Source organism: Streptomyces sp. NPDC020299, assembly GCF_044387825.1.
Lineage (GTDB): Bacteria > Actinomycetota > Actinomycetes > Streptomycetales > Streptomycetaceae > Streptomyces.
The window spans coordinates 602,242-624,479 of the sequence record NZ_JBIRWL010000002.1 but is presented as its reverse complement, the minus strand read 5'-3'; the positions used below and the strand labels follow the sequence as shown (position 1 = coordinate 624,479).

Genomic DNA, 22,238 nt, shown 5'->3' with positions numbered 1-22,238 from the left:
CGGCTGTCATCGCCAGGGCTGCTCTGGGCTGCCGTCCGCTTTCAGCCCCCACTGCTGTGCTCTCGGGCTCAGCAGGTCCATCTGGTTCGGCCTGCGGACGTACACCCGCGCAAGGCGATCCCGGCTGAGCATAGCGCGCTTGCGCTGCCAGTACTCCAGGACGGAGACGTCTCCGGTGTTGATCCACTGCAGAAACAAATGCTTCGCACCCTCTTGGTCCCCTTCATCCAGCCGGTCCAGCATCGTGCGTATGTCGCGCTGCCTCGGACCGGTTGGTCGCCAGGGGGCGAGCCAGAGACTGAGCCTAAGATGGGTGTCGGCATCGAGCAGTTTTGAACGCATTTTGACCTCTTTGGGTACCCACCAGCCCAACGGCAGGAAGAGCCGCCCAACACCATCTGGGTTTCTCGTCAGTGCGTCAGCCAGCCAGGTGGCCCGCCGGAAGGTGTCTCCTGCCTCACCAACCTCTTGGGCGAGCCGGTATGCGCTCGACTCGTCCCCATCCTTCGCGCGCGCCCGGACCAAGGACCAGAGTGCCTCGGTGTCACCGGCACCGGCAGCCTGCCGGGCGAGCTGCTCGGCACCCTCCCGGTCCCCGATCCAATCGCGGATCTGGGCCAGTTTCCCGAGCGCACTGGTATCCCCCGTATCAGCGGCCTGGCGATATAGCTGGTCGGCGATACGCAACCGCAAGCGTGCTTCAGCGGCCTCAGCCAGTGCGGAGAGAGTGTTCCCGCGGTAGTGCGCGGCAACCGCGTCCCAGAACCCTTCGGGCGGGAAGAGGTAGCGGCGGATGTCGGTGATGTGCTGCAGCAGGTAGTCGGCCAGGCGCAGCGGCGCGTCCGGTTCGGTGGGTCCTTGACCGGGCGGGGGCGGAGTAGGTGTCAGCGGGCCCGGGACGCCTTTGCATGGCCGCCCCGTGTAGTCCAGGGCGCGGGTAAACCAGGCGGCGCGCCAGGTGTCGCTTTGGGCGGCCCAGTGGTGGGGGTCAAGGTAGACGGCAGCGGACGAGTACAGGAAGGCACGAGGCAAATCGTCGCCGACGCCGAGGCGGCGGGCATCGGCTGCGGCATTCAGCACGGCTTGGACCTCGGACGGTGCCTGGTCGAAGCGGTGTATCAGTTCGCGGGCACCAGCCAGGTACTGGGTGATGCGTCCGTCGGCGTAGCCCAGTGCCTCCTCCAGCCTGGCGTCCGAGTCCGCTTGGCCACGAAGTGCGGTGATCTCAGAAGCGGTGAAAGCTGGCGGGACGATGAGGGTCGTGCCGCGGCTCAGCAGTGCGCGGGCTTGCTGGTGCAAGTCGGGGACGCTGACGTCGGAGGGCGGTTGGATCAAGGTGGTGTGGTGCTGGTGCCAAAGGGTGCCGACGACGAGCAAGGGGCCACGGTCCGCCTCGTCCAGCAGTGTGGTGAGCGAGGCAGCTGTCTGTTCGCCGGGCTCGGGCCGGTTGTGTGGGAGCAGGTAGCGCTGGAGCTCGTTGAGCCACAGCACTGTGCGGGCCAGGGACGGCTGTCGTTCCAGGCCGGCCAGCAGGGCAGTCCGGTCTGCGGGCCGCCAGATCCGCCAATGATCGGGCAGGCGTCGCACAGCCTCCCACAACGAGCGGGTCTTACCAGTAGACGAGTCGCCCACCAGGACCAACAGGCGGCTGCGTTTCTGAGCTGCCCCGATCACGTCCTGCAGTTGTAGATCATGTTCGCGTGCTCCGTAGACCGGCAGCGGGTCGGCCCGGCCGGGTGCCTTGCCACGAGCCTGGATTGCCGGATGCACCTCCAGGTCGCCGACCGGATCCACCTCTCCCCGAAGCCACCCCAGAGGTGGCGGCGCCACGGAGACGGGATCCGGCCGCCGGGGCTCGGCAACCCGAGCCAACTCCCACCGTTGCTTCCAGACCCCCCGCTCCGCTGCACTGGCTGAGCGGCCGCTCCAGCAAAGAAGCACGGTGACCAGCCGCCATAACGGCTCGAAGTCACCAGCCACGCGGCCCAGACGGAACCAGTCGCTGACTGTCTTGCTGTTCAGAACCGGCAGCCTGGCTTCGCGGCACGCAATATTGGCTTCCTTGATGGCCTGGGCTCGGGAGCGCCTCGGCTCATCGGAGCCATAGCCCGCCTGCATCTCAAGGTCCCGCAAGGCATGGGCGAGGGCAGCTCGACCCGGATCACTGGGCATCACCGCGGCACTCACACCCACATCTCCCCGCACCCGTCGATAGTCCGGTCCGTCCGGTCGTCACGCCCCCGGACATGTCATTGACCAGCAGGATGCCGGACCAGGTCCGTTCTGTCCGGAGAGTACGGACACCGGCCGGGCAGCACGCTGCTCTTGGGCTGCGCCTGCTGCGGGAGCTGGCGCAGCCCAAAGGAGAACTCAGATGACTCTTGTCATCATCTACTCACTCACGGTAGTCGCCAGCGTGACCGTTGGTGCGGCTGTCGCCGTGCTCGTAGCCCACAGCGCGTTGCGAGGGACCGCCTCCGAGCACCGCGCGGCGGTCCTGAACGCAGTCGCCGAGGTCATCCGTGCCCTCTGCCGCTGAAACGTGTACTGATACGCAGGTTGTCTTCATAGGCGCGCCCGCGGGCAGGCCCTCCGGGGGCGGCGGGCCGGGATGAACTTGCAGCAGGCACCGTGCAGGTGGTTGAGCACCCCGCCGAGCCCGTGCGGGCCTCAGCGGTGGCGAAGTCGCGCTGCTGGGCCGGCAGGTGCGCGAAGCGGGAGCCGTACGGGGTGGGGCGGCGGTAGTACGACGCCGTCATCTTCCCCAACTTCACCTCTCGGCTGGCCGTCAAGCTGCCCGCCCCAGGCCGGCACCCCGGTGCCGATGCGGGCGCCGAAGGCCAAGTCCAACCCGAGGTCGGGTCCGCGTCATGGGCCATATCGGGCTGTCCTCCGCCCTTTCGTCGAGCCCGAGCAGGCAGCCCGAGCTGTCCAGCAGGTCCTGGACGAAGCGGCCCACGTCGATGGCGAGAGCCAGGAACGGGGCTCTGCACATGCCGTGCAACGGCAGCCTGCAGCGGCTGGCTCGCTGGCCGAGTCCGTCACCCTGGAGCGTCCTAGGAGAGCACCCATTGGGGCGGGTGTCCGGAGTTGGCTGGACAGGTGAAAACGTGCAGGTCCCGGTCCCGTCCGAAGCGGAGACGAGTGGGTTGGGCAACCGACCGACCGCCCTGGATCGATGCCTTCCCTCGCAGGAGCGGGTTGCGGTCTTCCAGCGGCACCCAGCTGTGCGAGTTGGCGTCCATCTCGTTGCCCTCGGCTGTCAGCAGCAGCTGCATCGGAGTCGTGCAGGACGCGCAGTCGATGGCCATCGGGCCCGTCGATGCCCAGCTGGGAAAGCCGCCGACCCGCCATCCGGGCGGGATCGAAAGGTCGGACTGGTAGCTGGGGGCGCCGGGGCCGTGTTCCGTCACTTGGGCGTCGTCCCAGGAGTCGATGCGGGCGATCAGTGGGGCGGGCAGCGTGTCGTCCTCCGCCCAGGGATAGGTGTCCACCTCTTCGGGATGCAGGACGCAGGGCTCGGGGAGTTCGTGTTCCCATCGGAGCAGGGGCACTTCGGGAGGGGTGACGAGGAAGTGTCTAGCGCGCTCGGTCTGTGCGGCCTGTCGCCACCGCAGGCGGTAGCGGCGCTCCCGGTACGGGCCGTGGGTGAACGGGCAGCGGAAGAGCTGCACCAGGTCCGCGTCGTCGGGCCCGGCCGCCAGGCCCGGGATGTCCCGGCGGAAGAACTGGGCGAGCCCCACGAACGGTACCGGTCCGTCTTGCCCAGACGTTTCAGCGTCGGGCCACGGTCGGGGCGACGGCCAGGTTCCCGCAGCCCGGGCGCTGCGGATCTCGTCCGGTGCGTACCCTCCGGTCTCGCGCTGGTGGGGCTCGTGGCAGACCGGCCACGGTTCGCCGTCCGGCCACAGCATCGGCCCCCCGACATGGCTGTCGCGCATGCCGGGCCGCCCCGGCCTGGGGTGCAGCCGGGTCGTCCGCCCCCGGTGGGCGGCCAGGTCCGGGAAGAGGGATTCCACGGACACTGGTCTGGCCGGCGTGGTCCTGGTCATGTCCAGACCGTACGTGGCCGGGAAGACGCCGGGCGAACGGATTGCCGTAAGAACTCCTAACGAAAAGCCCTCTCGGTCTCTTCTGATTCCTCGTCTCTCGGTCCGGCGGCGTAAGCCAGCGGGGGTGCGATTGCTTGGGCATCGGCTCCCTCGCCGACCCAGAGCCCGATGAAGAGCGCGGCGGTCGCTTCCAGGAGTCCCGCTCGTTCGAGACCACCGCCGGCCACGGGTTCGCAGCCGACATGCCGCACCAACTGGTGTACGAGCGCAAGGGCCGTTTCATCGTCTCCGCAGACCGGAACGGCCAGCGGTCGCCCATCGAAGATGGGCGGCGACATGCGCCACACGTCCTCGTGGCAGAGATTGAACGCCTTGACCACATGAGTTCCCGGTGCCGCTGCGGCCAGTTGCTGCGCCGCCGAGAGGCCGCTCTGTGTCAGTAGCAGGAAGCCCGGACCGACCGGATTGGAACAGTCGATCAGCACTTTGGCGTCCAGGGCAGTCCGCAGTTCCCGCGCCACGCTCGTCCCCGCGCCGAAGGGCAGCGCGGCCAGCACCACCTGACCGAACTCGGCCGCCGCCCGGAGACTGGCAGGCTTCGCGCTGTCCCCGAGGCGCCTCGCGAGCCGCTCCGCCTTGTGCACGTCCCGTCCTCCGATGGCCACCTCGTGCCCGGCCCGCACCCAGTGGGTGGCGAGCGCGTCCGCCATGTTGCCCGTGCCCAGTACGCCGATTCTCATCACGCATTCCCTCCCAGGACCTGCTTGGACCGTTCGCAACGACGCTAGAGGGCTTGTCGGGCACCATTTGGTATGTGACGACCGACGCTTTCCTCGCCGACTGCCGTGCCCGACTGGCCTTCGACCTCCTCTCCAACACCTGGAACGCCGTTGTGCTCTGGGCACTGCGCGACGGTCCCAGACGCCCGGTCGAACTACGCCGACAGATCGGGGGAATCAGCTCCAAGGTCCTCACCCAGACGCTGCGACGTTTGCAGTCCAACGGACTGGTGGACCGCCAGGCACTCCCCGGAGCACCACCGCGCGTTGAGTACCAACTCACCGCCCTGGGGCGGACTTTGCTGGCCCCCATCGACGCTTTCGGAGCATGGGCCTTCGAGCATGGCGACGAGCTCATGACCGCGCAGGAAGCCGACTGCAGCGCCACCATCCAGTCCTCCTCAAAGTGAGCGCGGGCGCCGCCAGCAGATGAGTACGCATCCAAGGGTGAGGAAGGCTTCGTGGATGTCGTCGCGGATCTACCAGCGGATCCGCAGGCGGCGGAACCAGTGCAGATGGGCGAACCCGCGCTCGACGACCCAGCGTTGAGTGCCCAGGCCGGAGCCGTGCTGGGTACGGCGGCGGGCGGTCAGCGGCTTCACGCCGAGACCTCAGACCAGGCGGCGGTATTCGTCGTGGTCGTAGCCTCGGTCGCCCAGGACCACGTCCGGGCGGCGCCGGGGCCGGCCGCGCTTGCCGCGTACCGCCGGCACGGCTGGGAGGAGCGGGATCAGCTGGGTGACGTCGTTGCGGTTGCCCCCGGTCAAGGTGGCGGCGAGCGGTATGACGGTGGCGTCAGTGATCAGGTGATGCTTGCTGCCCGTCCTGCCCCGGTCAACAGGGCTTCGTCCGGTCTTGGCTCCCCCTTCAACGCCCGTATGTGGGAGCCGTCGACCGCCGCCCGGGAGAAGTCCAGGGCGTTCGCACCGCGCGGCTTGGCGCGGAGCACCTCGTGCAGCTGTGGCCACACCCCGGCCTCAGTCCACTCGGCCAGACGGCGCCGGCACGTCATGCCCGATCCGAAGCCGAGTTCCTGCGGCAGGTGCTTCCAGGCGATCCCGGTGTGCAGCACGAACAGGATGCCCTGGAACACCAGCCGGTCCGGATGCCGCGTCCGCCGCTCCGCCTTGGGAAGTAACGGCTCGATCACCGCCCACAGCTCGTCGTCGACTTCCCACGGCTTCGGCCGAGCCACCCCGCACCCCCAGATCAACGGTCCAGGAGTGATCCAACCACCTCGAAGATCATTTCATTAGGAGTTCCAAGCCCATCGACGGCGTTCCTCAGCAGTCAGGCCCCAAAGAGCGCGTCCGCGACGGCCCCGGCTTCCCGACCGGCTCGAAGCTGCCGCTTTGCTCCTCTTCTGCGGCCACCGCCGGGCGCCGGCGCCGGCCCTGCGACGTCGTCTACCGGTACGTCTACTATCGGGTCGGAGGCAAAGCCATCGCCGAGGACCTCACCAGCGAAGCATTCACCCGCGCACTTCAGCGCCTGGACACGTTCACGTGGCAGGGGCGCGACTTCGCAGCCTGGCTGGTCACCATCGCCCGCAACCTCGTCGCCGACCACTTCGCCTCAGCACGCTTCCGGCTCGAGGTGACCACCGGCCAACCCCTGCAAAGCAACGAGACGGAGCGAAGCGCCGAAGACACCAGCGTCGACAACCTTCACCACGCCGCACTGGCCCAGGCACTCGACCGCCTTCCCTGCCGTATGCGGCAGGTCACCTGGCTGTGGGCACTGGGCAACCCCCACCACCCGTATCGCCCAGCAGATGCGCATCACCCCCAGCACCGTAAGAGTCCATCTCCACCAGGCACGACAACGCCTCGCCACCGACCCACTCCTGAACGCCCTCAACAGCACACCCTGACACCCCCGCCGGCAATCACGACGGCCGCTCAACCGGCAACCGCAGTCCCACCCGCGCGCTGCACTCATAAATCCGTCGCCACGACGGTGGCAGGCTCCGTTCCCGGAACGGACGAGAAAACATGTTGGCTGACTGTCGGCGAGCTGCGACGATGCGTCTGTTTCCCGGGTGGAGGACATTTGTTCGTTTTCGTGTGTGCGGGATGCGGCGCCGAGTTGACCACCCCGCTGTCCCAGGTCTCACTGCCAGTCCACGCCCGTCAGAAGTACGGGAACGGGATCCAGCTTCCGGTGCTCATGGAGTCCGGGACGTTTGCCGTGGACCCCGACCCCTGGGGAGGGCCATGGCGGATGTGGGACGAGATCGATCCGGGCGAGGCGGAGGCACGCGGCATCTACGCACCGGTCTACGCCCTGTCCGACAGCACGCCCGGGGCGAGTGTCATCGCGCCCGGTGATATCCGTGGAACCCGGCTGATTCCTGAGAAGCGCGGCGGTGCCTGCTGCGGCCTCGACGGAGCCGACGGACCCAACATGGCCTGTCAGACATGCAGCCTCCCTGTGGCGACCAGGGTCGACGATTGCTCGCTCTGGCAGGCGGTGCGGCTCAGCACGGACGCCGTGCACCGCGTCCCCGTTGACGGTATCCACACTGCACCCCTGTCCTGGGCGGAGCTGGCAGAGAAGGGGGACAAAATTTCTCCGGTCGAGCCGATTGCCACGTGGGGAGGACGGATGGGGTCGAACCACTACTGGTCGTGGAGCCCGCAGTGGGAGGCGGCAGCCGGCCAGGCGCTCGCCCACCTGCTGGTTGCCTCCCAAGGGCAGCCGGTGAAGGTCCCGGGCGGTCTGACCGCGGACGTGTTCCAGCGCGCGCTCGACGCCCTGCTGCCGCCAGGCCCCCTGAAGCGGCGCGCCGTCCTGGCTGGACCGGGGCAGCCCTCCCCGGACGCGGGCGTCGACATCCTCCTCGTACCGGTCCATCCCCAGACAGGTCAGACCTGGACCCCCGCCAGCCCGACTGCGTCGGCATACCTGGTGCCCCTGCCGCTGGGGGTGTGGCTGTGGCTGGTCTCTCCCCAGCCGTACTTGCCGGTTCCCGCGTCAGGCCGCATACCCCAAGACGTACTCCGTGACGAACCGCTCCCCCTGCTCCCCAACTACCTCTTGCGGGCCGACCGGGGAACGTTCCAGCACGCCTTGGTCCGGCTACCAGCCGTGCGCAGCCCGTGGCTGCGCACTATCCTCGAGAACCTCACCCAGGGCACCTCGGCCGACCTCTTCTAGGGGGTGTTTCGAAAGTCCTGTGCGGTGCCCGCGGTGTCCGGTGCGTGCTCTCGGCGTGCCGGACGAAAGCCCTCGTACTGGACGTACTTGGGTTTTTGGCCGGTGCGGCGAGAGTGCGTGCCGGGCGCCGTGGGTGCTGTGCGGGACTTTCGAAACACCCCCTAGCCGTCTGGCAATCGAACTGGCCGTGTGCGTGAGTAGCAACACCGCCTGTCGGTCAGCGACGACACCACCCGGTCTCATCGGAGAGCGGTATCGCCGAGCTTTGCCACCACTTGGGTGCTTGCGGTGGGAGCATCGAAGTGCTCTGCGTGGTGAGGGGGCATGGACGCCTCCGACGTCCAAAGTCGATCTGTACGCGGCAATCCGCCGTGATTCCCGGGCGGGGCTGCCGAACCGGGCTCTGCAGCACAAGTACGGGGTGGGTTTCCGCACGGTACGGAAGGCGCTGGCCTCGGTCTGGCCGGAGCCGCGCAAGAAGCTCCCGCCACGCAATACGCGCCTGGACCCCTATAAAGGGCTGGTCGATCAGATGCTGCAGGCGGATCTCACAGCGCCGCGGAAGCAGCAGCACACGGCCAAGCGGATCTTCGACCGGCTGGTCGCTGAGTACGGAGCGGTCGATGTTTCGTACGGGATCGTCCGTGCCTACGTCGCGGAGCGTCGTGCCGAGATCCGAATCACGGCGGGCCGGGGCATCGCGAAGGCGTTCGTGCCGCAGCCCCACCGGCCGGGGGCCGAAGCGGAGGTCGACTGCGGGGACGTGACGATCCGTCTGGCCGGTGAGCAGGTCAAGTGCTGCCCTCAACGAGCTGGTGGAGGCCGCCGACGCGAAGCAGCTGACCAAGACGATCGCCCGCTACGGACGCGTCGATCTCCTCGCGATCGACGAGCTGGGATACATGGAACTGGACAAACGCGGCGCCGAGTTGCTGTTCCGGGTTCTAACCGAGCGAGAGGAAAAGAACAGCGTCGCCATCGCCTTCGACGAAAGTTTTGGAGGGTGGACCAAAACGTTTACCGATCCCCGGCTCTGCGCGGCCATCGTCGACCGCCTTACCTTCGGCGGGAACATCATCGAGACCGGCACCGACTCCTTCCGCCTCGCCCAGACCCGGGCCAGGGCCGAGGCCGCTGGCTGACGATCACAGCGGGCCCTTCCTCGACAGGCGCCGATTCGCCGACCGATTCGCGTTGCTCAGCCGACCGGTCCAGTCACCGTCAGCGGGCGTACCGCCGGTTCGAGCAGCGACAATGTCCGCTGCTGCGTGTCGAGGGCGACGCGGATGCCGACCGGCATCGGCAGATTCGGGCCGGCGTGTCCGACCTCGACGTTGCCCAGGACCGGGATGTCACGGTCGCCGAGGACCTCGAGAACTATCTCTCGCAGGGTCGGGGACGCGTCGGGCGAGTCGAGTCCGTCGATCGCGGTCGGGATGCCCACGACCATGCCGGCGATTCGATCGAGGATGCCAGCGTGCCGCAGTACCTGCAGATAGCTCCACACATACGATGCTTGGCCGCCCAACTCCTCCCAGAACAGCACCGCGCCGTCGAACCATTCGAGCGGCAGCGCGTAACACGTCGCCTGGTTCAGCACGATGCGATTGATCACCCCGCCGATCAGCCGGCCTTCGGCGTGACCGGCACGCCAGCACTCCCACGATGGGCTGGCTGGCAGCGCACCGATCGGCTCCGTACCAGTCAGCAGCGTCGAGTAGAGCTTCTCCAGCACCGCCTGGCGCGCTGCGGGCGCGGCCTGCCAGTGCCCGTCGAGTCCAGGGGTGGCCACGTCGGCGTGGAACCCGACCAGACCCGTGCGCGCATAGAGCACCAGATGCAGCAGCGAGATGTCGCTGTAGCCGAGGATCGGCTTGGGATCGGCCATGATCGCCTCGACGTCGATCATGTCGAGGTAGCCGAACGCCGTCTGGCCGCCATCATGCGCGACGATCGCGCGCACCTCAGGATCACGCAGAAGACCATTGAATTCCCTGGCGATCTCCGCTGGCGTAGCCGCGCTCCACCAGCGGTTCCGCCCTGCTTCGAGCAGCGGTGCCCGACGCACGCGGAATCCCATCCGCTGGAGCACGACTACCGCCTTCTCTAGGTCAGGCTCGTAAGCGGCATGGAGGGGCCCGGACAGCGATGCGATGACGACGAGATCTCCCGGCCTCAGAGCACGAGGTCGAAGCAGTTGAGGCAGCTCGGTAAGGGGCACCGAGGCAGCATCCCCGACGCCCTCAGCAACACGCTACATATTTACCGATCAACCGCCCAGCAGGCCGAGCCCGCACAGCCCCCGACTGGTCCCAACACGCGAACAGCCCCCGGGAGGAATCGCATGAGCGCCCACAGAGCCGGAGGACGGCCACCACCACGGCACCGAGGAAGAACCTCAGCGCCCCGAGGCGGTGTCAAAACTCACTGACATCCTCGGGCTCGCTGGGCAGGAACCGCTGTCGGAACTCACCGGCATGCGCGGTTCCTTGTCATCGGCAAAGCCATCGAACAGCGTCAGACTCTCGTGCCTCCCGAAGTGGTCGACATGTGCTGTCGATCTCGTGAACAAAGCCACGACGGCGCCACCGCACGCTGATCAGACCGGGCCCGCCCTCCCCGCCAGTGGCTCTGCGCCCTGACGCGCCATATCGCCCGTCGAGGAATCGAGCTCGTCGGCAGCACGGGCCCCACGGGTACGAGAGGCTGCCAGCGCGAGTGCCTGGACGACTGCTCCGGACAACCCGATCCACAAGGCGAAGCGACAGCTGACCTGGTCGGCGAGTACGCCGCCAAGTGGCGCCCCCACCGCTACCATCCCCCAGTTCATCGAGCGGATCGTTGCGTTCATCCGCCCGCGCAGCCGGTCAGGTGTCACCGTCTGGCGGCAGCTCATTTCCACGGGACTTTCGATACCGATGGCCAGGGACATGAGGAAGAAGGCGAGCGACACGGAGGCGAGCGCCCACGGTCCACGCCCGGCCAGGACCAGAGGCCAGCCGATGGCGGCGAGAGGCCGGAAGGCGATCAGAGTGGCGCCGACGTCCAGCCTTCTGGCCACGCGTCCGGAAAGCGCACCGCCGACTACCGCGCCGACACTCGCGAAGGCGTAGGTGGCCCCCAGTCCGAATTCCCCGATCTTGAGCTCATGGAGAGCGAAGACCACGAGACCGTGCTCACCATGCTGTTGAAGAGGAGCATCGTGTGTGAGGTCACGGCGATGGACGCCAGCGTGCGATGCCGGTAGACCCAGGCGAGCCCCTCACGGAGTTCGTCGGCAGCGGCCGGGCGGCAATCCGCATCTGATCCCCGTCGTACTCCACCACCTCACCCGGCAGGATCAGCAGTCCCTTCCCCGTCCTGCCAGGCTGCCCCGATCCGTCGTATCTGGACGGTCGGCCCTCGCGAGCCGGCCATGTACACCGTCGGGTCGACTTCCCACCCGCGCTCGCGAAGCCACAGACCAGGGCGGTGGAGTCCTCACTGCTCGCACCGCGCGGCCACTCGTACCTACTCGTCACAACGTCCCCCGTCTGTGAGCGGATCAGCGGGACGATCCTGCCACCGACCTCTGACACCAGGGCCTCGCGGGAACGCCTGTGCGATCCATAGCCGCTCGCTGTGTAATCTCTCCCCTCACACCTATGGGGAGGGATCATGGAAAACAGAACGGCCAGAGCGGCGTGGGCTGTTGCCGGTGCGGCTGCGGCTCTGACGCTGCTGACGGCCACGGGCGCCCACGCGGAAGGCAGGGGAGACATCCGCGTCACGGCCGCTGCCGTCAACAGCGGGAAGAACGTCATCGTCGGCACGTCCCAGCGCGTCACCTACCCGATCGCCATCACCATCAAGGACAACTCGGGGGTGAAGGGTCTGTCGCACGTCAGCGTCTTCAACAAGAGCAACGGTTGGGACTTCGGCGACTGGACCGACACCAAGTGCGTGAAGAAGAGCTCCACCACCTCGGTGTGCACGGCCACGATGACCATCGCCCCGCAGTGGCTTCCGGACAGCCTGCCGGAGGACGTCAACCACACCGCGGGCGTCTGGCAGGTCAATGCCACCGTCAAGGCGAACGACGGTGACTACTGGATCGCCGACCACATCGCCGAGTTCAAGATGAAACGCGCCTCCAAGCTCACCACGGACGCCTCACCCGAGCCCGTCGCCAAGGGTGCCAAGCTGACCGTCTCCGGCAAACTGACCCGGGCGAACTGGGAGGACCTGAAGTACAACGGGTTCACCGGGCAGAACGTCAAGCTGCAGTTCAAGGCAGCCGGCGCAGCCCACTACCGCACCGTGAAGACGGTTCGAACGGGCGACGCCGGGAAGCTCAGCACCAAGGTCACGGCCACCTCGGCCGGCAGCTGGCGCTGGTACTTCTCCGGCACGACGACAACCGCGCGAGTCGTGTCCGCCGGCGACGCGGTGAAACTGAAGTGACAGCTGGTCCGCTTGCCGTCGCGTGTCCCCTCCAGCAATTGAGCGGCTTTCGGCTGGACCAAGCCAGCCGGTCCGCGGCGTCCGGCTGACCGTGTGAATTACAGGCCGGAACGCCACGGCAACAGCTGATTCGTAGGCGCCCGTGCGGGTCAGCGCCTACGAATCAGCACCCCCGTCTCGGCCGTCGAGCGCGGATGCCGAGCCTCCGGCCGCGCTCCGGGCGAGGCGCCCGCCCCCATTCGGGGCGGACGCTCGCGTCTTGCTACGACTGGCTCTCCTGGGTTTCCTCCTCGTCCAGGATCGACCGTACTTCCTCCTTGAAACGGTCCTTAATCCTCCGCTTGACCTTCTGGGCTACCTTGAGGACGGCGGCTCCCGCGCCGAATGACCTGGCTCCGCCGTTCCGACCGTCATGACCTGCAGATGTGCGTGCGTCGTCTTGTGAGAAGCCGGTGGGGCCGCCGCCCCCGTCGGTTGGTGTGCGAGGCTGGCCAGCCGGGGCAGTCGGCCTGCGGCCGTGGGACCTCTCTGGGAGCCGTCGGCAACACCCGCCCCGGCGTCTTTGGTGACTTCTAGAGCTCGACCGGGCCCGCGAAGTCCGGTGCGAGAGTGTCCCCCTCGGGGAAGCCCAGTTCGACGCGCAGGAACTCGATGTATTCCCGCAGCATCCTGGTGGTCACGGACTGGTCGGGGAGGAGTACGTCCGCGATGTGGACGGCCATGGCCGATTCATTCTGGTAAGACATGGCGACGAATTGGCCCCATAGAAATGTTCCCCAGCTCACAGGAGCAGTCCGGGGGCGCGGGAACAACCCGACACAGTTGACCGTTCACCTACACGTGGCTCGCGGAGGGGACAGTGTCCCCGGGCCTCACCCATAGCCCATGGGGACGATCGTCCGGCTGAAGCCCCATGGAGCCTTCCGCCGAGAGGCGACCGCCCTCCGCACGCCACCGCCTTACGGCCCCGGCTGGTCTCCCCCGTCCAGCCGGGGCCTTTGCGCACTCATCCCCGCAGGGGCGCCCTCACGCGTGAGTTCGGCGACGCCGAGGGGCAGAACATGCTGGCCACCGCGACCCGCAGAATCCCATCGCTGCCCGGTCGGCGCGGTCCTGCTGACGCTGCGCCGCCCTGCGGAAGGCCGTGCGGCCGATACGATGACCGGTCCCGGCCACCCCGACGAGGGCCGGGCACCGGACGAGAGGACCCAGCAGTGAGCGAGCGCCGCCCCGCCCGTGCGGCGGTCTTCTCCGCAGGGTCCTGGGGCACCGCCGCGGCGACCATCCTCGCCGACGCCGGCACCAGCGTCGTACTGCACGCCCGCCGCACCGAGATCGCCGACGCGATCAACTCCCAGCGCCGCAACCCGGGCTATTTCCCGGACCTCGAGCTGCCCTCCTCGCTGACCGCGACGACTGATCCGGCGACCGCGCTGGACGGCGCGGACTTCCTCGTGCTGTCCGTCCCCGCCCAGTCCCTGCGCCAGTGCCTGGCGGCGTGGACGCCGCACATCGCGCCCCAGACAGTGGTCGTCTCGCTCATGAAGGGCATCGAGACACACACCCATCTGCGTGCGAGCGAGATCATCCGCGAGGTGACCGGTGTGCCCGCCGAGCGGGTCGCCGTGCTCTCCGGGCCGAACCTGGCCCGCGAGATCATGACCAGGCAGCCCGCGGCCGCCACCGTCGCCTGCCCCGACGAGGACACCGCCCGCCGCTTCCAGCGCGCTTGCCACACCCCGTACTTCCGGCCCTACACCTCCACCGACGTGATCGGCTGCGAGATGGGCGGCGCGCTGAAGAACGTCATCGCGCTCGCCGTCGGCATCGCCACCGGCATGGGCCTGGGAGACAACGCGAGGGCCCTGATCATGACCCGGGGCCTGGCGGAGAGCATCCGGCTGGCCACCGCGACGGGCGCCGAACCGGCCACCCTCGCCGGCCTGTCCGGCATGGGCGACCTGGTCGCCACCTGCTCCTCCCCGCTCTCCCGCAACCGCACCTTCGGCACCCACCTGGGGCACGGCCTGAGCGTCGACGAAGCCGCCGCCGCAACCCGGCAGACCACCGAGGGCGTCAAGAGCGCCGAGGCGATCCTCGACCTCGCCCACGCCCACGGCATCGACATGCCGATCACGACCGTGGTCACCGCCCTGCTGAACGGCAAGGTCACCCTCGACGAGGCCGTCGCCGAACTGATGCAGCGACCCCCCAAGCCCGAATAAGCGGCCCCACCACCACCTTCTCCTCCCGCCCCGGAGGCCCCTGCCATGCCCGCAGCCTTACCGACCACTGCCCAACTCGCCGTGACCGTGGCCCTGATGACGTGGATGATCACCGGCTTCACCCGCAGGCCCGGAGCCGCGCACGATCAATCACGCGCTGACGGTGATCAGCGGGTCCTACGAGTTCCATGCCCATCAGGACCGCGGGCCGGTCGTCAACCCGCTGCCGCACTCGGCTCAGCGGCGCCAGGCACTGAGGCACCGCAGTCCGCTGGAGCCCACGCCGGTGGTAGGCCGCGCTCGGCTGCGGCAGCGCGTGCCGACCCCGCCGCCGGCAGGCCCCTGAGCAGCAGGACGACCGCGCATACGGAAGACTCGCAGCTACCACTCCACCTGGCCGCTCAACTCCGCCCAGGTATAGCTGTCCATACTGTCGTGAGGGCCCATCCTGGAAAGTTCCGAGCCATCGCGCCCCACAGCCACGATGAGCGGTCGTATCCCCCCGCGACCCGTGGATGGGGACTTCCAGACCACGATGAGCCTGCCTTGCCTGGGCACCTCGATCCGTCGGTCGCCGAGGAGAAGATGATCCACCTCGGCCGCCACCCGGAGTTCGCTGGACCCGACCCACGAGCCCATCCCGCTGGAGTCCGGATGACGATGCCGCAGGCGATCAGCATGACTCAGGCCACCTGCGCCTCCGCCGACCTCGATCATGCCGACCTGCCCCGGCCGGCCCACCGCCAGCCTCTCGGCTGGCAGATCACCACCCGACGCACTCCCACGACCTGTGCACTGCCACTTCCCCCCGCAGCGCTCGATCAATGCGGTATGCCTCTCTTCTCCCGCGGATCCGGGACGCCTCGGCCGCGTCGAACTTCGGTGGCCGGCCACCGCGGGAACTTCGCTTCTTGCGGCTGGTGATCTGGTCGCGCTTCTCCGGGATCGTGCAGCGGACACCGCGCTCACGCAGGTAGGCGCGGTGCGCGCGCGAGCCGTACGCCTTGTCGGCGCGGACCCTGTCCGGCCGGCTGCACGGGCGGGCCGGCCCGAGCCGAGGCACTCGGGTGCGGCCCAGGACCACCTGGAACTGCGGGGAGTCGCCGCGCTGTCCGGCCGTGATGGCCAGCGACATCGGCTGCTGGGCCTGTTCGACCGCCAGGTGGAGCTTGGTGGTCAGTCCGCCCCGGGAACGTCCGAGCCCGTGATCGTCAGGCTGGATGAACACACCACCTGGTGGCTCGATCTGCAGATCCCCTTTTTGCGGGCACCAGCCGCATGCTGGTGGGCGCGGGCGATGGTCGAGTCCACCGAGACGTCCCAGGTGATGAGTCCCTCGGCGTCGGCCTGGGCCTGCAGCTGCTCGAAGATGCGGTGCCAGGTGCCGTCCTGCTGCCAACGCCGGAACAGGCCGTACACCGTCTCCCACGGGCCGTACCGCTCGGGTACGTCCCGCCAGGGAGCACCGGCGCGGGTGCGCCAGCGTATGCCGTCTATCAACTGCCGCTTGGTGTGCACCGGTGGCCGTCCAGGCTTCTTGCCGACCGGGAGCAAGGGCTCCAGCTTTGCCACTGTGCATTCGTCAGATCGTGCCGCCCCACGAAGTGGATCTTGACACATCAAGATCCACTTCTGAAACGCACCCTAGTACGGCGATCGCCCCTCTTGTCGAGCGGTGTCCGACGTCGGTGCGGCGACAGGGAGTCGCTGGCCGCGATCGTCTTCGCGGCCACCTCCGGATGCACGCGGCACCGACTGCGGTGAATCCGACTGGCCGCGGTGCGCGATCGACTCGGCCGATGTTCGCGCATTCGAAGGGGGCCGCTGACGGCACCGGTCCGACCGACGCCTTCCAAACCGCGGAGAGAGGGCTACGGCGTCGCCACTGGCGGCGACCACGGCGGGCCGCGGCACCCCTTGGCCCCGCAAGGGCATGGAGTCCGCAGCCTCGTGGCGCGCAGCCGAGTCCGTCGTTTCCTGAGGGGCACGCACTGCACGGCTCGCCGTCGGACCGTGAACCCGCGGAGTTCGCCGACGTGCCCGGCGACGAGATCGCGGATTGGGGGCTCGTCCATGCACACGGTGTGCAGCCGCCGCCACGCCCGCCCCGCCAGCCGTCCGTGCCGACACCACCCTTCTCCTCAGCGCCGACCGGACCGTCCACGCCCTGGCCAGTCCGTCCGCCCGTCCGCCTCTCTCCGCCGTCCACCGGCTTTGGACCCGCCGCCCGGGGTCACGACGCTGTCCGGAGCGCCTACATCCCCGTCAGGCCTTGACCGGCTTGACCTTCGTGTCGACGCCGTTCACGCGCACGGTGACCTTCCCGCGGCCTCGTGCGCGGTCGGCCACGATCCTGTAGGAGGTGACCTTCCCGTCCCGCCAGTCACAGCTGACCTCATAGCCGCCGCGGGCGCGGAGCCCGGTGAAGGAACCCTTGGCCTTCCAGCCGTCGGGCAGGGCGGGCAGCAGGTGGATGACGCCGTCGTGGCTCTGCACGAGCATTTCCACCACGGCGCCCGTGATGCCGAAGTTGCCGTCCATCTGGAAGGGAGGGTGGTTGCAGAACAGGTTCGGCAGCGTGTTGTACGTCAGCAGTCCGCGCAGCATGATCTGGGCGCGGTGCCCGTCACCGAGGCGGGCGAAGAGCGCGGCCCGCCAGGGCCAGGTCCACGAGCGGCGGCTGTCGCCCGACACCGTCGCGGCGGTGAAGGGAACCCCTTCCTTCTCGCCGCACCGCGCCTTGAGCGAGACGAGCGCGGCGTCCGCGAAGTCGGCTGTCCTCGGGGTGATCTGACGGCCGGGGTAGACCGCGAAGAGATGCGAGGTGTGGCGGTGGATGTCCGTGGGGCTGTCGATGTCCTCCTGCCATTCCTGCAACTGCCCCCACTTGCCTATCTTGTTCGGCGCGAGGCGCGCCTGCAGGTCAGCGACCTTCGCGCGGTAGGCGGGGTCGGCATCGAGCACCGCCTCACAGTCGAGGTAGTTCTGGAACAGGTCCCAGATGATCTGCTGGTCGTACATGACGCCGTCCTCGCGCGGCCCGTGCTCGGGGGACCAGCCGTTCGGCGAGACGAGGAGTCCGTCCTCGCGCTCCTTGAGGTGGTCCTCCCAGAACTCGCAGATCTCCTTGATCATCGGGTGCGCGACGGTCCGGAGGTACGCCAGGTCCTGGGTGAACGCCCAGTGCTCGTACAGGTGCTGGGCGTACCAGGCGCTCGCGACGGTGTTCCATTCCCACGCGTTGCCGCCGAAGATGCTCTGGCTGGTGCGGGCGGTCCAGCCCCGCGTGTCCTTGCCGAAGGCGTTGCGGGTCGCCACGCGGCTGGGCACGGCGACCTGCCGGACGAACTCGACGAGCGCCTCGTGGCACTCCGACAGGTTCGTGGTCTCGGCTCCCCAGTAGTTCATCTGGATGTTGATGTTGGTGTGGTAGTCCGAGGCCCAGGCGGGCGCGTTGCTGTCGTTCCACAGGCCCTGGAGGTTGGCGGGCAGGCCGCCGGGGCGGGAGGAACTGATCAGCAGGTACCGGCCGTAGTCGAACATCACCTGCTCAAGGGTCGGATCGTCGCCGCCCGCCGCATAGCGCGCCAGCCGGGCGTCGGTCGGCAGGGCGACGACGGCGTCCTTGGAGGTGCCCCAGTCGACGGAGACCCGGTTCATGAGGGCGCGTGTCTGGGCAGTGTGTTCGCGCCGCAGCGCGCCGTACGACCTCTTGGCCGCCCTGTCGAGCGCCTTGTCGACGGCCGCCCGCGGATCAGCTCCGCGCCACCCGGCTGCGGCGTCGAGCTTGTAGTCGGTGCGGGCGTCGAGCAGCAGGGTCAGTGTCGTGCAGCCGGTGAAACCGAGCGCCGAACCGTCGGCGGTCAGGTCGCCGTCGGTGTGCACCACCCGGACGGCGCACGCATGCTTGAGGCCGTTGCCCATGACCCCCTGGAACGCGAGCCGCCGGGCACCGGCGTCGACGGTCGTCGGGGCCCCGTCCTGCGCGGATGCCAGGGAGATCGTCCCGGAAAGTCCCCGTGCGCTCTCCGACGTGTACCGAAAGACCATGACGTCCGCCGAGCGGCTTGCGAAGGACTCCCGCCGAAAGCGCTGCCCAGGCATGCCGAAGCGGGTGACGTGAACACCGTCGCCGAAGTGCAGTGCACGCTGGTAGTCGACGAACGTGCGCTGTGTGCGGCTGTCGAACTCCTCGCCCCTCAAGACGATTTCGGCGATCTGGAAGCCGGTGGACGACTCACCGGGGGTGAAGGCGAGCCGGTAGGCGCGGTACGCCGTGGTGTTGGCGATGCCGAAGGTCCGGGTCTCGCCGCGCCCGGCGAAGGGCGCCGCGGGGTTCTGCGTGTCGAGCGTCACCCATGCCTGCCCGTCCTGCGAGGCCTGGAGCATCCACCGCCGGGGGTCGTCCCGCGGCCGGTCCGGGGCCGCCGTCAGGGTGTACGAGGTGACGGCGACCGCGCTGGACAGGTCGGCCTGCCAGACGACCGTCTTCGCGGCGTCGCCGACCCGCCAGACCGTGGCGGGATCGCGGTCCACCGAGCGGGAGATGTCCGTGGCCCGGGACCCGGTGCCGCCGCCGGATCCCTCGGAGTGCCCGCTGGGTGACGACAGATACACCGGTCCGCCGACGAGATCGACGCCGGACAGACCGATCTCGCTCACCTGGAAATGACTCACCCCCGCCTTGGGAACGAAGCCGAACCGGTAGAAGCGGTACGACCCGCTGTCGGCACAGGTGAACTCCTTTGTCTGGAAACGGCTTTCGAAAGGTGCCGTCAAGGTACGGCTGTCCAGCGTGGTCCACGTGGCACCGTCGGTAGAACCTGAGAACGTCCACTGTTGCGGGTCGCGCTCCGGCACGTCGTTGGCGCTGGTCAGCCGGTAGGTCGTAACCTCGACGGGGTCGGGAAGCTCGACCTGCCACTGCACCTTCGAACCGGGCCCCTCGATGCACCACTTGGTGCTCGGCGTGCCGTCGTACGACTTGTCGAGGCCCTCCGACGAGGAGGTACTGTATGGACCCCCCGGGGCCGTGACCTTCGGCCGGGACCCATGGGACCCGAAGGCGACGACGACGTCACCGAAATTCCGGTACGAACCGAAGCCGGTCATGCTGGTGTCGAAAGTGCTGTCCGGCTGGCCGGCGAGGGCGTTGTCGTAGTTGTCGACCCCGCCCCACAGGCTCTGCTCGTTGAACTGGATGCGATCCTCGTAGGGGTCGGCGAAGAGCATGGCACCGAGTCGGCCGTTGCCGATCGGCAGGGCCTGCGATTCCCAGTCCGCGGCGGGGACGGAGTATGTGAGCGCCTCTCGTGACAGAGCGGGCCACTGCACAGCTGCTCGCCCTGCTCTGTCAGCGGCGGCCGGTCCCGCGAAGAGGCCGTCGGCCAGCGGTGCGAGGGCGAGCGCACCGCCAAACTTGAGAAAGCTTCTTCGCTGCGGTCGGGGCGTACGGGTCACAGCAGATCTCCCGGGCAGTGGTCGGTTCTACTCATGTGGGAAGCGCGGCGCCATCGGCCTACGCCGACTGCAGCGCCATCATCGTCAGGTGACAGATAGGATGTCTAGAGGGCTGCAGCGCCGCAACTCCGCCCTCCATTCACAGAACCGGCTCCGCGAATCCAGATACATAGGATGTATCGGCTGGAGACTGGTCGTTCTGGAGATCGCATCGCCCTGAGCAAACAGAGGCGCCTGTCCGGAAGCAGGACCAAGAGCCGCCGGTTCCGGCCGGGCCGCCCTTCAGGAGCAGGCCTGCGGGAACCGACCACCGCGGCGCGGCACCCGACAGCTCGCTCTCCGGCGACGCGGATGGGTCGAAGCGCACGTCGTCGGGGACAGCCGTCGGACCGCACGCCCTAAACAGCACCGGCCTGATCGCCCGGCCGGAGAAGTCACCGCTTCGTCGAGGCCCGAACCACTGGAGGTTTCCGTGCCGGGGCGGACAGCACTCGCCTCCTTCGATGATCTGCCCACCGCCGCGCTGCTGCAGCCGGCGCTCACCTGCGTCCGGCTGCCCGCTCTCGAACTCGGCAGGCGGGCCGTCACGCCCTCCGAGTCCCACTCGCTCCACCGCTTGAGCATCGTCCCGGAGGCCGCTTCGATGGTGATCTCGGACGGCGTGTCGAGGACCGCCCCGCCGGCCGCATGCACACGCCGGGCGAACACCCGGTGCCGCAGCGCAAGGGTGGGAGTGGGACGGTCGGCCTGCACGTAGCCGATGCGACGGTGGCCGAGCTCCAGCAGGTGCGTGGCGAGCGCCTCCGCACCCGACCTCAGGTCGAAGTTGATGCGTACGAGGTCGGAGGGCCCCTCCGGCGAGTCGAGCAGCATAACCGGCACTGGCGGCCGTTCACCGAGCGCTTCGAGCGCGCCGCCGTCGGTGATCACGCCGTCGACCCCGGTGGCGATCATCGCCGCCACCCTCGTCCGGGCACTGGTGTGCCCCATCTCGGCTGCAGCCGACAGCAGTTGGAGCCGGTCGCCGAACGCCTCCAGCAGCCCCATCTGGACCGTCGCGAAGAACGTGTTCGAGCTGGTGCGCGAAGACGTCGTACGGGTCGCGGCCCGTACGACGTGCGGTGCGCAGCCGGGCGCTCAGCACGATGCTGGCGATGACGGCGCGGTCGTGGCGCAAGGGCTGCGCGGGATGTCCAACTCCCCCGGCTCCAGCGGAAGGAGTGGTCCGGCGGGGTCGGCGGGCGGCTCGCGGTCGGCGTCGTGGCCGGGAGCGGCGTTCGGTCGGCGCCGTATGGGTGATGGGCCGGGTGGTGCCCAGCGGGCGGTGTAGAGGCGGTAGTCGGGTTCCTCGCCGCGCTCGTGTCGGGCCTCGGTGATGTCGGTGCAGTGCGCGGCGATCGCAATCCTCACGATCGTCTCGTCCAGGCCGGGTTCGCGGCGTTGGCCGCGTTGGACGAGGGCGAGGTGGCGGCGGGCTTCGGCGAGCAAGTGACGGTGGTGGAAACAGCCGCCCTTGTGCATTACGAACACGGTGGCGGTGATGGCGACGGCCGCCAGGCCGACGTCGACGACGGCGGCGATTCGGGCCCAGATCGCCCGGGCTGCCGCGCGGGCGCACTCGAGGAGGAAGTCGATGAGGTCGGCGCCGGCCGCGAGGAAGGCCCGCGCGCTGTCCCGCCAGTCCTCGCGCAGCTGCGTCAGGGAGCGGGGCAGCGGTTTCGCGGGACGGGGCTTGCAGGCGGCGACCTGGTTGAGCTTCGCCCGAGTCCGCTCGGAGATCTCGGGCGCGAACTTGAGGTTGCCGTCGTCGTCGGTGGCGGTGACGTACTCGTGCTCCAGTTCGGGCAGGCAGGGGGCGATCTGGTCGCTGCGACGGGAGGTCCAGCGGATTAGCTCGTGCGGCACCCCGGCGATCTCCATGACCGGGCGGCAGCCCGGCGTGACGGTGCACCGCTCGGAGGCCAGCCCCAGCGCCTCACACACCTCTGCCATCACGATTCGTTGTAGAGCGCGGACGCGGCCACCGTGTTCTCGAACAGGACCTCCGAGTGGACCGATCCCCACTTCCCGTTCAGACGCTGCCCCTTCGCCGGCAGCAACAAATGATCACGAAGTAATGG

Annotated in this window: 15 protein-coding genes and 4 pseudogenes; 8 read left to right on the top strand and 11 right to left on the bottom strand. The window is 68.6% G+C overall.

Features of this window, described 5'->3' with window-relative positions; all coding sequences use genetic code 11:
- Nucleotides 1-6 precede the first annotated feature (6 nt).
- On the bottom strand, nt 7-2,187 hold the full coding sequence (locus tag ACH45E_RS07105) for a hypothetical protein (protein WP_361457597.1): 2,181 nt from the start codon (nt 2,185-2,187) through the stop codon (nt 7-9).
- A 187-nt stretch (nt 2,188-2,374) separates the two neighbouring features.
- Between ACH45E_RS07105 and ACH45E_RS07100 the strand changes: the two genes are divergently transcribed.
- Nucleotides 2,375-2,539: a hypothetical protein gene (locus tag ACH45E_RS07100; protein ID WP_361457594.1), complete on the top strand. Its 165-nt coding sequence runs from the start codon at nt 2,375-2,377 to the stop codon at nt 2,537-2,539.
- A gap of 517 nt (nt 2,540-3,056) precedes the next feature.
- Here the strand turns inward: ACH45E_RS07100 and ACH45E_RS07095 are convergent.
- Nucleotides 3,057-4,052 (bottom strand): hypothetical protein, encoded by a 996-nt coding sequence (locus ACH45E_RS07095; protein WP_361457591.1) that lies wholly within the window; start codon nt 4,050-4,052, stop codon nt 3,057-3,059.
- A 56-nt stretch (nt 4,053-4,108) separates the two neighbouring features.
- A complete protein-coding gene (locus ACH45E_RS07090) occupies nt 4,109-4,792 on the bottom strand; it encodes an NAD(P)-binding domain-containing protein (RefSeq protein ID WP_361457588.1) in 684 nt (227 codons plus the stop codon).
- 74 nt (nt 4,793-4,866) lie between these two features.
- Here ACH45E_RS07090 and ACH45E_RS07085 point away from each other — a divergent pair, with 74 nt between their 5' ends.
- The gene (locus ACH45E_RS07085) at nt 4,867-5,241 is read left to right on the top strand and encodes a helix-turn-helix domain-containing protein (RefSeq protein ID WP_361457585.1); all 375 of its coding nucleotides are present in this window, start codon (nt 4,867-4,869) and stop codon (nt 5,239-5,241) included.
- Here the strand turns inward: ACH45E_RS07085 and ACH45E_RS07080 are convergent.
- A pseudogene (locus tag ACH45E_RS07080) lies at nt 5,233-6,026 on the bottom strand (IS5 family transposase). The gene ACH45E_RS07085 and the pseudogene ACH45E_RS07080 overlap by 9 nt on opposite strands.
- Before the next feature lie 203 nt (nt 6,027-6,229).
- Here ACH45E_RS07080 and ACH45E_RS07075 point away from each other — a divergent pair.
- The 3 genes and pseudogenes from ACH45E_RS07075 to ACH45E_RS07065 all read left to right on the top strand — a co-directional run.
- Nucleotides 6,230-6,553 (top strand): annotated as a pseudogene (locus ACH45E_RS07075) (sigma-70 family RNA polymerase sigma factor); the annotation flags it as partial.
- Between the two features lie 330 nt (nt 6,554-6,883).
- The gene (locus tag ACH45E_RS07070) at nt 6,884-7,990 is read left to right on the top strand and encodes a hypothetical protein (protein ID WP_361457582.1); all 1,107 of its coding nucleotides are present in this window, start codon (nt 6,884-6,886) and stop codon (nt 7,988-7,990) included.
- A gap of 803 nt (nt 7,991-8,793) precedes the next feature.
- Nucleotides 8,794-9,132: pseudogene (locus ACH45E_RS07065) on the top strand (ATP-binding protein); the annotation flags it as partial.
- Nucleotides 9,133-9,188: 56 nt separating this feature from the next.
- Here the strand turns inward: ACH45E_RS07065 and ACH45E_RS07060 are convergent.
- Together ACH45E_RS07060 and ACH45E_RS07055 are read right to left on the bottom strand one after the other, a co-directional pair.
- Nucleotides 9,189-10,196 carry an LD-carboxypeptidase gene (locus ACH45E_RS07060; protein ID WP_361457603.1) on the bottom strand — a complete coding sequence of 336 codons (1,008 nt, stop codon included), beginning with the start codon at nt 10,194-10,196 and terminating at the stop codon, nt 9,189-9,191.
- Between the two features lie 393 nt (nt 10,197-10,589).
- A pseudogene (locus ACH45E_RS07055) lies at nt 10,590-11,266 on the bottom strand (MFS transporter); the annotation flags it as partial.
- A gap of 381 nt (nt 11,267-11,647) precedes the next feature.
- On the opposite strand from ACH45E_RS07055, the gene ACH45E_RS07050 reads away from it, so the two are divergent.
- Nucleotides 11,648-12,433: a hypothetical protein gene (locus tag ACH45E_RS07050; protein ID WP_361457579.1), complete on the top strand. Its 786-nt coding sequence runs from the start codon at nt 11,648-11,650 to the stop codon at nt 12,431-12,433.
- Between the two features lie 572 nt (nt 12,434-13,005).
- Here the strand turns inward: ACH45E_RS07050 and ACH45E_RS07045 are convergent.
- Nucleotides 13,006-13,155: a hypothetical protein gene (locus tag ACH45E_RS07045; protein WP_361457576.1), complete on the bottom strand. Its 150-nt coding sequence runs from the start codon at nt 13,153-13,155 to the stop codon at nt 13,006-13,008.
- Nucleotides 13,156-13,647: 492 nt separating this feature from the next.
- Here ACH45E_RS07045 and ACH45E_RS07040 point away from each other — a divergent pair, with 492 nt between their 5' ends.
- Entirely contained in the window at nt 13,648-14,658 is a 1,011-nt protein-coding gene (locus ACH45E_RS07040) for an NAD(P)H-dependent glycerol-3-phosphate dehydrogenase (protein ID WP_361457573.1), read from the top strand.
- Between the two features lie 763 nt (nt 14,659-15,421).
- Here ACH45E_RS07040 and ACH45E_RS07035 read toward each other — a convergent pair.
- The 3 genes from ACH45E_RS07035 to ACH45E_RS07025 form a co-directional block, all read right to left on the bottom strand.
- Entirely contained in the window at nt 15,422-15,886 is a 465-nt protein-coding gene (locus ACH45E_RS07035; RefSeq protein WP_361457570.1) for a transposase, read from the bottom strand.
- A complete protein-coding gene (locus ACH45E_RS07030) occupies nt 15,835-16,230 on the bottom strand; it encodes an IS5 family transposase (protein WP_361457567.1) in 396 nt (131 codons plus the stop codon). Before ACH45E_RS07030 ends, ACH45E_RS07035 begins: the two co-directional genes overlap by 52 nt.
- Before the next feature lie 693 nt (nt 16,231-16,923).
- Nucleotides 16,924-19,992: a glycosyl hydrolase family 95 catalytic domain-containing protein gene (locus ACH45E_RS07025; protein WP_361457564.1), complete on the bottom strand. Its 3,069-nt coding sequence runs from the start codon at nt 19,990-19,992 to the stop codon at nt 16,924-16,926.
- Between the two features lie 598 nt (nt 19,993-20,590).
- On the opposite strand from ACH45E_RS07025, the gene ACH45E_RS07020 reads away from it, so the two are divergent.
- Complete coding sequence (locus ACH45E_RS07020) at nt 20,591-20,875, top strand: substrate-binding domain-containing protein (RefSeq protein ID WP_361457561.1); 285 nt, start codon at nt 20,591-20,593, stop codon at nt 20,873-20,875.
- Between the two features lie 380 nt (nt 20,876-21,255).
- Here ACH45E_RS07020 and ACH45E_RS07015 read toward each other — a convergent pair whose 3' ends face one another.
- Complete coding sequence (locus tag ACH45E_RS07015) at nt 21,256-22,110, bottom strand: relaxase domain-containing protein (protein ID WP_361457558.1); 855 nt, start codon at nt 22,108-22,110, stop codon at nt 21,256-21,258.
- Nucleotides 22,111-22,238: the final 128 nt, after the last annotated feature.